General features: G+C 71.6%; 12 protein-coding genes. 7 read left to right on the forward strand and 5 right to left on the reverse strand.

The window, feature by feature from the left end:
* The first annotated feature begins 493 nt into the window (after nt 1-493).
* The gene (locus AC2DGY_RS01010) at nt 494-1,648 is read left to right on the forward strand and encodes a cytochrome b/b6 domain-containing protein (protein WP_484507836.1); all 1,155 of its coding nucleotides are present in this window, start codon (nt 494-496) and stop codon (nt 1,646-1,648) included.
* 123 nt (nt 1,649-1,771) lie between these two features.
* Here the strand turns inward: AC2DGY_RS01010 and AC2DGY_RS01015 are convergent, their stop codons facing one another.
* Nucleotides 1,772-2,533: an IclR family transcriptional regulator gene (locus tag AC2DGY_RS01015; protein WP_484507837.1), complete on the reverse strand. Its 762-nt coding sequence runs from the start codon at nt 2,531-2,533 to the stop codon at nt 1,772-1,774.
* Between the two features lie 83 nt (nt 2,534-2,616).
* On the opposite strand from AC2DGY_RS01015, the gene hutH reads away from it, so the two are divergent.
* A complete protein-coding gene (hutH, locus tag AC2DGY_RS01020) occupies nt 2,617-4,134 on the forward strand; it encodes a histidine ammonia-lyase (RefSeq protein WP_484507838.1) in 1,518 nt (505 codons plus the stop codon).
* Here the strand turns inward: hutH and cofE are convergent.
* Nucleotides 4,131-4,886 (reverse strand): coenzyme F420-0:L-glutamate ligase, encoded by a 756-nt coding sequence (gene cofE, locus AC2DGY_RS01025; RefSeq protein ID WP_484507839.1) that lies wholly within the window; start codon nt 4,884-4,886, stop codon nt 4,131-4,133. The genes hutH and cofE overlap by 4 nt on opposite strands.
* A gap of 1 nt (nt 4,887) precedes the next feature.
* On the reverse strand, nt 4,888-5,394 hold the full coding sequence (locus AC2DGY_RS01030; protein ID WP_484507840.1) for a GNAT family N-acetyltransferase: 507 nt from the start codon (nt 5,392-5,394) through the stop codon (nt 4,888-4,890).
* 120 nt (nt 5,395-5,514) lie between these two features.
* Here AC2DGY_RS01030 and AC2DGY_RS01035 point away from each other — a divergent pair, with 120 nt between their 5' ends.
* Nucleotides 5,515-6,882: a hypothetical protein gene (locus tag AC2DGY_RS01035; RefSeq protein ID WP_484507841.1), complete on the forward strand. Its 1,368-nt coding sequence runs from the start codon at nt 5,515-5,517 to the stop codon at nt 6,880-6,882.
* A gap of 383 nt (nt 6,883-7,265) precedes the next feature.
* On the opposite strand, the gene AC2DGY_RS01040 is transcribed toward AC2DGY_RS01035, so the two are convergent.
* Entirely contained in the window at nt 7,266-7,811 is a 546-nt protein-coding gene (locus AC2DGY_RS01040) for a hypothetical protein (protein WP_484507842.1), read from the reverse strand.
* The gene (locus tag AC2DGY_RS01045; RefSeq protein ID WP_484507843.1) at nt 7,808-8,491 is read right to left on the reverse strand and encodes a hypothetical protein; all 684 of its coding nucleotides are present in this window, start codon (nt 8,489-8,491) and stop codon (nt 7,808-7,810) included. Before AC2DGY_RS01045 ends, AC2DGY_RS01040 begins: the two co-directional genes overlap by 4 nt.
* Before the next feature lie 75 nt (nt 8,492-8,566).
* On the opposite strand from AC2DGY_RS01045, the gene AC2DGY_RS01050 reads away from it, so the two are divergent.
* The 4 genes from AC2DGY_RS01050 to AC2DGY_RS01065 all read left to right on the forward strand — a co-directional run bounded on the left by AC2DGY_RS01050 (nt 8,567) and on the right by AC2DGY_RS01065 (nt 12,886).
* Nucleotides 8,567-9,604, forward strand: coding sequence for a LacI family DNA-binding transcriptional regulator (locus AC2DGY_RS01050; protein ID WP_484507844.1), 1,038 nt, complete (start codon nt 8,567-8,569; stop codon nt 9,602-9,604).
* Between the two features lie 92 nt (nt 9,605-9,696).
* On the forward strand, nt 9,697-11,031 hold the full coding sequence (locus AC2DGY_RS01055) for an extracellular solute-binding protein (protein WP_484507845.1): 1,335 nt from the start codon (nt 9,697-9,699) through the stop codon (nt 11,029-11,031).
* The gene (locus AC2DGY_RS01060; RefSeq protein ID WP_484507846.1) at nt 11,028-11,978 is read left to right on the forward strand and encodes a carbohydrate ABC transporter permease; all 951 of its coding nucleotides are present in this window, start codon (nt 11,028-11,030) and stop codon (nt 11,976-11,978) included. Before AC2DGY_RS01055 ends, AC2DGY_RS01060 begins: the two co-directional genes overlap by 4 nt.
* Nucleotides 11,975-12,886 carry a carbohydrate ABC transporter permease gene (locus AC2DGY_RS01065; protein ID WP_484507847.1) on the forward strand — a complete coding sequence of 304 codons (912 nt, stop codon included), beginning with the start codon at nt 11,975-11,977 and terminating at the stop codon, nt 12,884-12,886. Before AC2DGY_RS01060 ends, AC2DGY_RS01065 begins: the two co-directional genes overlap by 4 nt.
* The last annotated feature ends 6 nt before the right edge of the window (nt 12,887-12,892 follow it).

The following is a 12,892-nucleotide window of genomic DNA, read 5'->3' on the forward strand; positions in this document are numbered from 1 at the left end:
TTCGGGCGGGTCCGCCCCACACCCCGATAGGCCGTCGGCGGCGAGGCCGATGCTGCGGCGCGGGCTCCCGCGCGTCTCCGGCGGGGAACCGTGGCCGCCCGCCGCTGCGGCCGGTGCCGCCTCACCCGCACCCGCGGCCGGTGCCGCCTCACCCGCACCCGCGGCGTCCGTGTCGGCTGCGGCAGCGACCGTCGCGGCTACCGCGGCGCCTGCGCCGGAGCCGCTTCGGGGTGCTCCGGCTGTCGGGGTTGGAGCGGATTCTGCTCTTCGGGGCGAGACGATCCCGCCCCAGGGCACGGATTCCGCCCCGAGTCGCGGCGCGGCCGCGCTGGAGTCCGCCGCGGGTGTGACGGTGCGGCGGGGGCTCCCGCGCGAGCCCGGCGGCGAGCCGTGGCCTCCCGTCTCCACCGTGGTGAACGCGGCGTCGACCGGTGCCGCGCCCGCGCCGTCCGCGACCGTGCCCGTACCATCCACCACCGAGCCCGCGCCGTCCATGTCCACCACCGCTGCCGCCGCCGCGCCGTCCGCACCCGCGCCCGCACCTGCGCGGTTCACCACCGATGCGGCTGCACCCGCGTCCGCTTCGGCCCCCACCCCGCCCCCCTCGGCCTCCGCGCCCACCCCGGCCCCCTCGACCGCCGCCCTGGTCGAGCCGGCGAGCCCGCGCCCGCCGCTGCCGTTCACTGCGGCGGTGTGGCCGGGCGCTGCGGCATCCGGGCCGCGCGCCCCGCGGCCGGAGCCGAAGCGGTACGGACCTTTCACCCGCGTGCAGTGGGCGGGCGCGGTCATCGTGGCCGGCGGCGGGTTGCTGGTTGCGGCGGGGATGGCTGTCGCGCTCGTGCGGTGGCTGCTGTCGACCGAGTGGGGTGCCGGATTCCTCGCGGCCTACCCCGGCGAGTACCACCTGCCCTCCGGCGCCCCCGTAGGGTTCCCGGCGTGGCTGGGATGGCAGCACTTCTTCAACGCGTTCCTGATCGTTCTCATCATCCGATCGGGCCTGCAGGTGCGCCGAGACAAGCGCCCCGCGGTGTTCTGGTCTCCGCGCGGCGACTCCAAGCGCAAGATCAGCCTCGCCCTGTGGTTCCACCAGTCGCTCGACATCCTGTGGGTGGCCAATGGCGTGATCTTCGTCGTGCTGCTGTTCGTCACGGGGCAGTGGATGCGCATCGTGCCCACGTCATGGGAGGTGTTCCCCAACGCCATCTCGGCGGGCCTGCAGTACGTGTCGCTGAACTGGCCCACCGAGAACGGATGGGTCAACTACAACTCGCTGCAGCAGCTGGCCTACTTCGCGACCGTGTTCCTCGCGGCGCCGCTCGCCATCGTCACCGGAGTGCGGATGAGCGGCATCTGGCCGGCGAATGCGACCACGCTGAACCGGATCTACCCGCTCGAGTGGGCGCGCCGCATCCACTTCCCGGTGATGATCTACTTCGTCCTGTTCATCATCGCCCACGTGGCGCTGGTGTTCGCGACGGGTGCCCTCCGCAACCTCAACCACATGTACGCGGCGCAGGATGCGGTGAACTGGACCGGGTTCTGGATCTTCATCGCCTCCATCGCCGTCACCGCGGCGGCCTGGGTGGCGGCGCGCCCGCTGATCCTCGCACCCATCGCTCGCCTCTTCGGCGACATCCGCGGCCGCTGAGCCCGGCTCGACCACGGCGTCACGCGATGCGCCGTCGGAACATCGCGCCCTCGTCGGAGGATCCACCCCAGAGGCTCCGACATCGGCGCGATCGTCCGACCTCACGGCCAGGCTCCGCGCGCGTCAGTGGCCGGCGAGGCGGGCGGTGAGAGCGGCGGCGGCCTGCCGCGCGGCGGCGCCCAGGAGGGCCACGGCATCCCCGTCCGCGAGGCTGCGGAAGGTGACACCGACGGATGCGACGGGGTAGCCGTTGCGGTCCACCGCGGCGGCCGCGACCGAGGCGTACCCGGCGGTGATGTCGCCGTCCTCGTCGGCCCAGCCGCGCTGACGAGCGGCGCGCAGCAGCCCGTCGAGATCCCCGAGGGTGGATGGCCCGGGCCCGACGGGGCGGTACAGCGCCTGGCGGTGCGGGTACAGCGCGCGCACCTGGTCGGTCGACAGCACCGCGAGCGCGGCGCGGCCGGTCGCCGTCAGGTGCGCCGGGAGGCGGACGCCGACGTTCGACACCGTCGTCGGCGCGCGGGGTGCGGAAACGCGGTCGACGTAGGTCACCTCCGCGCCGGTCAGCACCGCGAGGTGCCCGACGACGGGCACAGCCGCGGCACCGACCAGCCGCTCCAGCAGCGGGTGCGCCATTCGCCGGAGCCGGTCGGTCTGCAGCGATCCGGCGCCGATCTCCGCCACCAGAGCGGAGAGGCCGTAGGCCCGCTCCTCGGGGTAGTGCACGAGGAACCCTTCATCCATCATCGCCCGCGCCAGCTGGTAGAGCGAGGAGCGCGGGATGCCGAGCTCCCGCGCGAGGATGGATGCGGGCACCGGGCCGGTGCGCTCGGCGAGGAGGCGCAGCATCCGCAGTGCGCTGCGGGCGGCCGGCACGTGCGCCACGACCCTCCTCCGTGTCTGAGATTTCAGACATAATACCGCCGGCAGCCGATGCGCCGCCGCGATCGTGCGGCTTCACTGAGGGCATGCCGGATGTCTCCGTGGGCGCGGGTGCCCTCCGCATCGCCGATGTCGTGGCCGTGGCGCGCGACGCGGCGCCGGTGCGCCTCGACCCCGACGCGCGGGGCCGGATGGGGCACACCCGCGCCGTCATCGAGCGTCTCGCCGGCCACCCGCTGCCGCACTACGGCGTCTCGACCGGGTTCGGCGCCCTGGCCACCAGCCACATCCCCGCCGAAGACCGCCGGCAGCTGCAGCGTTCCCTGGTGCGCAGCCACGCCGCCAGCGCCGGTCCCGAGGTCGAGCGGGAGGTCGTCCGCGGCACGATGCTCCTGCGGCTGGCGACCGTGGCCACCGGCCGTACCGGAGTGCGCCCGATCGTCGCGGAGACGTACGCCGCGATGCTGAACGCCGGGATCACCCCGATCATCGGCGAGTACGGCTCGCTCGGATGCTCCGGAGACCTGGCGCCGCTCGCGCATTGCGCCCTGGCCGCCATCGGCGAGGGCGAGGTGCACGACTCCTCCGGCACGCGCCGGGACGCCGCATCCGTCCTCGCCGAGGCTGGAATCGCCCCGCTCGTGCTCCAGGAGAAGGAGGGCCTCGCGCTCATGAACGGCACCGACGGGATGCTGGGGATGCTGGCGCTCGCGATCTCCGATCTCGACGCGCTCCTCCACACCGCCGACATCGCGGCGGCGATGAGCGTCGAGGGCCTCGCGGGCACCGACGGCGTCTTCGCCGCCGACCTCCTCGCGCTCCGCCCTCATCCCGGGCAGGCAGCCTCCGCCGCCGTGATGCGCGCGATGCTCGACGGGTCGCCGGTCATCGCCGCGCATCGCACCACCGGATTCACCCGCGTGCAGGATGCGTATTCGCTGCGGTGCGCTCCGCAGGTGCACGGCGCAGCACGCGACACCCTCGACCACGCGCGGCTCGTCGCCGACCGCGAGCTCGCCAGCGCCATCGACAATCCCGTCGTGACGCTCGATGATCGCGTGGAGTCCAACGGGAACTTCCACGGTGCCCCGATCGGCTACGTGCTCGACTTCCTGGCGATCGCCGCGGCGGATGTCGCGAGCATGAGCGAGCGGCGCACCGACCGGTTCCTCGACCGCACGCGCAGCCACGGGCTGCCCCCGTTCCTCGCTGATAACCCGGGCGTCGACAGCGGGCACATGATCGCGCAGTACACCCAGGCCGGGATCGTCAGCGAACTCAAGCGGCTCGCGGCGCCTGCATCCGTCGACTCGATACCGACCAGTGCGATGCAGGAGGACCACGTGTCGATGGGATGGAACGGGGCCCGGAAGCTCCGCCGGGCGATCGAGGGGCTGACCACGGTGCTCGCGATCGAGGTGCTCACCGCGGCCCGCGGCATCGAGATGCGCGGCGAGGGCGCCGCCCCTGCCACCGCTCGCGTTGTCGGGGCACTGCGTGAGACCGTGCCCGGCCCAGGCCCCGACCGCTACCTCGCCCCGGAGATCGCCGCGGCGACCGACTTCGTCGCCTCCGGCGCAGTGCTCCGCGCTGCCGGCATCTAGCGGGATGCGGCGCCGTCGGCGAATCCGGCGGCGTACGCCTCGTCGGCACCCAGGCGGAACATGTCGCGCTCGGCCGGGCGCACGATCGAGCGCGCACCGGGGAGGTCGAGGGAGCCGACGAGGTCGCCACGGCCCCGCACCACGGCCACCGGGAGGCGCGCGGCCTTGCCCTTGACGAGGTCGGCGGCCGACGCCAGCTCGTCGGCGACGCACGGCATCGTCGCCACGAGCGGGCGGCCCTCGGCGTCGACGTGTCCGCGGAGGTCTTCGAACACGAGGACCCCGGCCGCCCCGATCGCGGCGTCGGTCTGCCCCTCGCGCCACGCGCGGCCGAGGGTGTCGGAGATGAGAACGCCCACGAGAGCGCCGGTGCGTTCCCGCAGGCCTGCCGCGAGTGCGCGTGCCGACGCATCCGGGTCCTCCGGCAGCAGCAGCACCGTTCCCGCGGGGGTGTTGCTGGCATCGACCCCCGCCGCGGCGGAGACCATCCCGAGACGGTTCTCCACGATCCGGGTGACCTGTCCGTCCGGCGCGGTGCGCGCCGCCACGAGCCGCACCGTCTCGGCGGTGATCGCGTTCTCGCGGTCATCCGCCACGACGAAGCGGCCTTCTGCCTTCGACACGATCTTGCTCGTCACCACGACGATGTCGCCGTCGACGAGTTCGCCTCCGGCCGCAGCCGCGATCACCGACACGAGGTCCACCCCCGGCGTGATCTCCCCGATGCCCTCCAGGGCCCAGACCTGCAGCACGTCAGCGGATGAATCGGACTTCGGTGAGCTGCTCGCCGAGGAAGGGCTCGGTGTGCGTCGCACCGTCGAGCACGAACCCGTTGCGGGCGTAGAACCGGTGCGCGCGGGGGTTGTCTTCCGCGACCCACAGGTAGAGGGGCTCATCCTTGGCCACGACGGCGTCGAACAACTGCTGACCGATGCCCGTGCCGTGCCACGCGTCGAGCAGATAGATGAAGTACAGCTCCCGGTTGCGCGGCGCATCCCGGTCGCGCGCCGGCCCGGAGCCGGCGAAACCGACGATCTCGCCCCCGACCAGCGCGGCGCGCATCGTGAAATCCGGTCCTTGGACGGCCCAGTGCGTCCAGAGTTCGGCCATGCGCTTGGGCGAGATCTTCTCCAGCGCGGCCTTGCTGATCAGATGGTCGTACGTCTCGTGCCAGCACGTGGCGTGCACACGTCCGAGGGCTTCGGCATCCACGTCGCGGACGGGCCGCACGACGATGTCGGTCTGCATTTCGGCATCCATGGCCAGACTCTACGCGCGCGACTGCGGCGGGCGAAATCAGTTGCCGCGGGGGGAAGTGCCGATGATTTCGACGCTGTCGGACACTGCGCACGCCGGTGCGCCGGGCGCTACTGTGAGTGCGTGCGGAGGGTCGTGGCGACGAGTGGCCGGCTGCTCGCCGCCCACTGGCCGGCCCTGATCTCCTGGTTCCTCGCCGGCATCCTGGGCCGCTATCTCGTGATCGAGGTCGCCGGCTTCGTCGGCGCCTACAGCGCGATCGGCGGCTTTCTGCTCCTGCCGCTGGCGAGCCTGGCCCGCCTGATCAGCTTCGTCGCCATGTTCCTGGTGCTGCGCGACGGGATGGCCCGCCTCGCCGCGCTCGCGCCCGTGCCGCCCGAGCGGGCAGCGCGCCGCATCGCCTTCCGCGACGCTCTGCTGGCGTCGATCCTGCCGTTCTTCGCCGTCTACGCCGCGTGGGGTTTCCTGCGGGAGGACGTGACGGCGTATATGAGTCGAGCCCTGGAGGTGCAGTCCGAACGCATCATCGTGACCCGCCTGGCCGGCGGCGCCGACATCGACACGAGCGGCACCGTGCTCGAACTGGCGTTCGAGCCGTGGACCCTCGCGGTCATCGTGCTGGCGTTCGCGGGGAGATGGGCGTGGAAGCGCTGGGCGTCCCGCCTCCCGCGGGGGGCCGCGGTCGCCGCGGTCTACCTCGAGGCGGTGTGGGTCTTCCTCACCCTGTTCCTCCTGTCCGACGCCATCGGCTGGGTGACCGGATGGATCGACACGCGACAGGCGATGGCGTGGCTCGCCGACATCCGCGGGTGGCTGGCGGATGCGGTGGCCCCGGTCGCGTGGGCGTGGGACGGGATCGAGTGGCTGATCGGACAGATCGGCGGCATCGTGCTCCTGCCGTTGGCATGGCTGACGATCGCGGGAGTGGTCTACGGGCAGGCGGTGTCACCGCGGGGACTCGACTTCCGGGCGCCCGTGGTGGAGAAGGTGCGCGGGCGGTACACGAGCCTGCCGCAGCGCCTTCGCCGGCGACTGGCCGACATCGGCTCCGGCCTGGGTTCGCGGTTCCAGCCGATCTGGCGGGCGCTCGTGCTGATGTGGCGGGGAGGGCCGATCCTCGTCGGCGGGTACGTCCTGCTGTACACCGTCCTCCTGTTGGGCGAGCAGCTCCTGACGCTGGGGATCACGCGCGCGCTGGGCCCGCACGACTTCTACTCGTTCTGGATCGTGGCCGACACCCTCGTCCTCCTCGCGGTGCCGCTGGTCATCGAGCCGCTGCGCGCGGTCCTGGTCGCCAGCGCCTACGACGCCACGGTCGGCGCTCTGATCGGCGCGCCGGTGGTGTCGTCAGGGCACGTCGACGACGAGTCGCAGGAAGCGCGGGAGCTCGTCCACGACCGTGAAGTCGAGGCCGAGACGGCCGGAGACGTCGTCGGGCACGAGGAACGGAACGGTGACGGTGTAGGAGCCGGTCCGCTCGGGGTCGCATGACCACCGTGCACCGTCATCGTCCGGCAGATCAACGGTGCGCGTCGCCTCTCGCCAGCGGCGGCCGTCGCCGGACAACTCGCGCAGCGTGGGCATGCCGCAGCGCGCGGGCTCCCCGCCGGGTCGCACCGGAACCTCGGCGGCCAGGACCTTCACCCCCGGAGGCAGCTCCCAGTCCGGCTCGTCCGCCACCTCGGAGACCAGTGCGGGCCCGTAGACCGCTCCGGCGAAGTCGGCGGTCTCGCCGGATTCGACCGTGACGGGGAACACCTCGCGGCCGGAGTAATACCCCCACCACTCGTTGCCGCCGATGACGAGGACGCTGGCGGGGACGAGGACAGCGGCCGCTGTCAGGGCCAGCGCATTGCGGCGCAGCCAGGAGGAGGTCATGACCGCGCCCACCCCGTCGGGAGCAGGTCGGCGCCGGGAACGTGCTCGAGAGAGGCCAGGTCCAGGGTCACCTCGATGAGGGCATCGAGCCGCGTTTCCGAATCCTCCGACAGACGCAGGACCGCCACCTCGTCCGCGGCATCCGCGGGCAGCTCGAACGCGAGGCTGCCGGAGAGGGGGATGCCGACCGACAGGGGGGACTGGAACAGCGACGGCGGACGCTCGCTGGCGCGGAAGGTGCGGTCGTCGATGGTGAGCGTGGCACCGCCCAGGCGCGCGCCCTGCTCGTCGATGCGCGCGGCGATCTCCAGATCCACGACGAGCCACGTCCCCTCCGCCTGCCACCCGCCTGCCGTGACGCCATCGGCGACGCGCGCCTGGGTGATCGTCGCGTCGAGCGTGCGAGCGGCGACTTCCTCGCCGATCGTCGCCACGACGGGGAAGGGGGCTTCGGCCGCGTCGTCCGGCGGTGTCACCAGCGTGATGATCCAGGCCGCCGCGAGCAGGGCCACGCCGATCGCCCACGCGAGCCACGGCTTCATTCCCCGTCTCCCGCCGATGAGCCGGCGCCGACGTCGGTCACCGGGACGGATACGCGCGCGGCCAGGACCGGATCGATCCACGACTGACCGGCCGTGACGAACGAGCCGGTGTGCAAGCTCGCGTCGCGGAGGTCCAGCAGGAGCTCGTCCCCCTCCGCAACACGGCCCGCCGAGACCGTCCAGACGACGGCGAGCTCGGCCGGCACGTCCGGCTGCAGCCAGGGCGACTGCGTGGTGTCGTCGAAGCGGACGACCGCGTCCGGTGCACGCTCGCCGAGCTCCGGGATGCGCAGGGCCTGCGACACGCTGGCGTCACCTGCGGTGGCGAGCGGCTCGGTCCAGCGATTCTCCACGGAGACCACCACGACGAGGACCCGCTCCCACAGTTCGACGTCGACGCCGGCCTCAGGGAGGTCATCGATGAGCACCGCCCGCTGCACGGTGATGGCGAGCTGGTCGTTGACGTGCTCGTCCCCGGCGGAGAGCTCGGCGATCGGCTCGGCCGCCACCGTCGCCAGGCCACCGAACGCGGCGCTCGCGGTGAGGAACGCCGCCACCCCCATCCCGCCGAACCATCGGGTGGGCACGCGGTCGGCGGCCGCGTGCACCCACCGGAACCGGCCGACCGGCGCGGAGGACGGCGACGTGCCGCCCTCGCCCTGAGGCTCCCCCGAGTCCACGGCGTCAGCATAGAGGTGAACGGGGGGCCGTGTGTGCGCAGCATCCCGTCGCTGTCGCGGTCCTATCCTGAGCAGATGCGTACGCCCCGGGCGACCGTCAAAGACGTCGCCGTGCTCGCCGGCGTGTCGCCGAAGACCGTATCCAACGTGCTGACCGGGACGGTGCACGTCCGCCCGGAGACGCGTGCGCGCGTCGAGCAGGCCATGAGCGCGCTGGATTTCGTTCCCAACCTCAGCGCGCGGGGGCTGCGCAGCGGCCGCTCGGGGGTCATCGCCGTCGCCCTCCCGGATCTTGCCACCGCCTTCTCCGCCGACCTCCTGCACTACCTCGTCGAGGCCGCGCACGAGCGGGGCTTCGCAGTGCACGTCGAGGAGACGGCCGCGCGCCCCCAGCGCGAGCGCGACCTCCTCTCGCGCGCCCGCGCGCACCTCGTGGACGGTCTCATCCTCAACCCCATCCGTCTCGAAGACAGCGTCATCGACCGGTCCGACGACCTCCCGCCGGTGGTGCTGATCGGCGAGGTCGAGCACCACCGCACGGACCACGTCCTCATCGACAGCCGGCAGGCGGCCAAGGATGTGACGCTCTCGCTGATCGCTCGAGGTGCGCGTTCGGTCGCGGCCATCGGCGGCGACGATCGCGGCGGGAACGCCACGGCGACCAGTCGCCTGCGCCTTGCCGGGTTCCGCGACGCGCTCGCCGAGGCCGGGGTCACCCGCGACCCCGCGCTCGAGGTCAATGTGCTGCCGTGGAGCATGGGCGGCGGGGCGATCGCCATGCGGGAGCTCCTCGGCCGCGGGGTGGCCTTCGACGCCGTGGTCGCCTTCACCGACTCGCTCGCGGTCGGGGCGGCCCGTGAACTGTCGGATGTCGGGATGCGCGTACCCGAGGACGTGATGATCGCCGGATTCGACGATGTCGAGATGGCGCGGTTCACGACACCGTCGCTGACGACCGTGAGTTTCGATCGGCGCATCTTCGCGGAGGAGACGCTGCGGCTTCTCGCTCAGCGCATCGAGCGCCCGGGCGACCCTGTGCACGCCGTGACGGTCCCGCATCGCGTCGTCGAGCGGGAGAGCTCGACCGGCCGCACGACGCCGGCGCCGGAGTAGGGCCGACAGCCCCAACTTCCTCTTGCCACGACCATTACATCGATGTAAGGATGCTGTCATCCTCAGCACGGACAGGTCACGAAGGAGTGGCGATGACGGCACCCCCCGCCTTCTCGCGAAGGCAATTCCTCGGTATGGCAACCGCCCTGGCAGGCACGGCCGCCCTCGCAGCGTGCACCCCGGGTGCCGTCACCGGCTCCGGCGCGCGGACGCTCGAGTTCTGGCACCTGCTCAGCGGAGCGGACGGCGTGACGATGTCCGGCCTCATCGACGCCGCGAACGCGGCGCAGAGCACGTACGCCGTTCGCCCGACCGTCCTGTCGTGGGGTGAGCCGTACTACACCAAGCTCGCCATGGCTGCGGCGGGCGGGCGGGCGCCCGACGTGTCGGTCATGCACGCGTCGCGCGTCGCCGGCTATGCGCCCGGCGGGCTGCTGGACTCGTGGGACATCGGCCGGCTCGCCGAACTCGGCGTGGACGAGAGCACCTTCTCGACCGCGATCTGGGAGAAGGGGTTCATGGGCGACCGGCTGTACAGCGTCGCGCTGGATTCCCACCCCTTCGTCCTGATGTACAACACGGAGATCTGCGAGCGGGCGGGGGTGCTCGACAGTCAGGGACGACTGCGTCCGGTGTCGTCCCCGGAGGAGTTCCTCGAACTCGGACGCGCGGTGGCCGCGGAATCCGAAGGCCACGGCCTCTCCTACGGGTACCTGGGCGACGGGCCGCAGATGTGGCGGCTCTTCTACACGCTCTACACCCAGCACGGACTGGAGATCGAGCTTCCCGAGGGCGGGAGTGCCGGGATGGAGGATGACGCGGCGATCGCCTCGCTGACCTTCATGCAGCAGCTCCTCGACGGAGAGATCGCCGCCCGGGAGAACGACTACCAGTCGGCCATCGCCGAGTTCGCCACCGGGCGAAGCGGCCTCTTCCTCACGGGCGTGTGGGAGCTGCGTTCGCTCCAGGAGCAGGACCTGCCTCTGGATGCCACGGTCATCCCGACGCTGTTCGGCACACCGAGCGTCTACGCCGACTCGCACGCGTTCACCCTGCCCCACCAGAGCGCGCCCGACCCGCAGACCCGAGACCTCGTCTACCGGTTCGTCGCCGACATCCTGACGGGCTCGTCCGACTGGGCCGGCGCCGGCCATATTCCGGCCTACCTTCCCGTCATCGAGGCCCCGGAGTACGCCGACCTTCTCCCACAGGCCCACTACGCCGAGGCCGCGGAGTACGTCCGCTACGACCCGCCGGCCTGGTTCACCGGCTCCGGCTCCCGGTTCCAGGCCGAGTTCGGCTCGGCCGTGCAGAACGTGCTGCTGAGCGGCGACGACCCGTCCGCGGCGATCGACCGCTTCCGTTCCCGCCTCGACACGCAGCTGAGAACGCCGAACCCGGCCAATCCGCAGGGGGGCACAGCATGACCGCGACAGCACCGGCCACGTCGACCACCACCGTCGTGACCGGAGGCGCGAGCGCGGGCACGGGCAAGCACGCCGGCGAGCGCCGCGGACAGGCGGTGGCGTGGGGGTTCCTCGCGCCGTTCCTCGTCGCCTTCGCCCTCTTCCTGGTGTGGCCGCTGCTGCACGGTCTCTACCTCAGCTTCACCGATCAGTCGCTCACGGGCGCGGGCGGCGCCTTCGTCGGTTTCGCCAACTACGCCGAGGCGCTGACCGACCCGGTCATGTGGCGCTCTCTCGGGAACACGGCCTGGTTCACGGTCCTGTCCACGGTGCCGCTCGTGCTGCTCGCGCTCGTGATGGCGCTGCTGGTGCACCATGGCCTTCCGGGGCAGTGGCTGTGGCGGTTGTCGTTCTTCATGCCGTTCCTGCTGGCCTCGACGGTGATCTCGCAGATCTGGGTGTGGATCTTCAACCCGCAGATCGGCGCCGCGAACAGGGTGCTCGCGTGGTTCGGCCTCGAACCCCTGGCCTGGCTGCAGAATCCCGACACCAACATGTACGGCATCGTCATCGCCACGGTGTGGTGGACCGTCGGCTTCAACTTCCTGCTGTACCTCGCCGCCCTGCAGAACATCCCCGCCCAGCAGTACGAGGCGGCAGCCCTCGACGGCGCCGGGCCCTGGCGGCAGCTGTGGTCGATCACCCTCCCGCAGCTCGGGCAGGTGACGGTGCTCATCGTCATCCTGCAGATCCTGGCGTCGCTGAAGCTGTTCGACCAGGCGTACCAGATGCTCGGTGGCATCGCGAGCGACACCACGCGCTCGATCGTGCAGTACATCTACGAGGCGGGCTTCGTGGGTTACCGCTTCGGGTACTCCGCCGCCATCTCCTACGTCTTCTTCGCGATCATCGTCATCATCGGAGTCATCCAGGCCTTCGCCCTGCGCCGCCGAGGGGAGCAGTCATGACCACCACCGCTCAGGTCAGAACCCCTCTCGCCACTCCGGAGGGTGCGGGCACCGAGCCCCGTCGGCCCCGGCCGCCCGGCCGGACCCGGTTCGGGCCCCTCAACGTGCTCGCCTCGATCGCGCTCGTCCTCATGGCGATCGGCTGGCTCCTGCCCTTCCTGTGGGCGGCGGCCACCTCGTTCATGACGGAGACGGATGCGGCGTCCGGCGGCAGCTGGATCGGCCCGTCCGGACCGACCACCGCCGCGTACGAGGCGATCCTCGCGCAGGGGAACGTCTACGTGTGGGCGTTCAACAGCCTGTGGACCTCCGCGGCGGTGACGGTGATCACCCTGGCGATCTCGGCCCTGGCGGCCTACGCGTTCTCCCGCCTCGAGTTCCGGGGCAAGAGCTTCCTCTACGGCGTGGTGATCGCCTCGATCGTGGTCCCGCCGCAGGTGCTGATCATCCCGCTCTTCTACGAGATGCTCGCCTTCAACCTCGTCGACACGCCCCTCGGGTTGATCCTCCCGCAGGTGGTCGCACCGGCGATGGTCTTCATCCTGAAGAAGTTCTTCGACCAGGTGCCCATCGAGCTCGAGGACGCCGCCCGCGTCGACGGCGCGGGGCGGCTCCGGGTGTTCTGGTCGGTGGTGCTGCCGCTGTCCCGCGGCATCCTCGCCGCCGTCGCGATCTTCGTGTTCATCACGGCGTGGAACAACTTCCTGTGGCCGTTCCTCATCATCAACGACACCAACCTCATGACCCTCCCCGTGGGTCTGCAGACCGTGATCAGCGCGTACGGCGTGCAGTACGCCCAGATCATGGCGCAGGCGGTGCTGGCCTCGCTGCCCCTGATCGTCCTGTTCCTGATCTTCCAGAAGCAGATCGTCCGCGGCGTCGCGACGACCGGCTTCGGCGGCACCTGACCCCTT

Source organism: Microbacterium sp. Z6_144 (genome assembly GCF_057197625.1).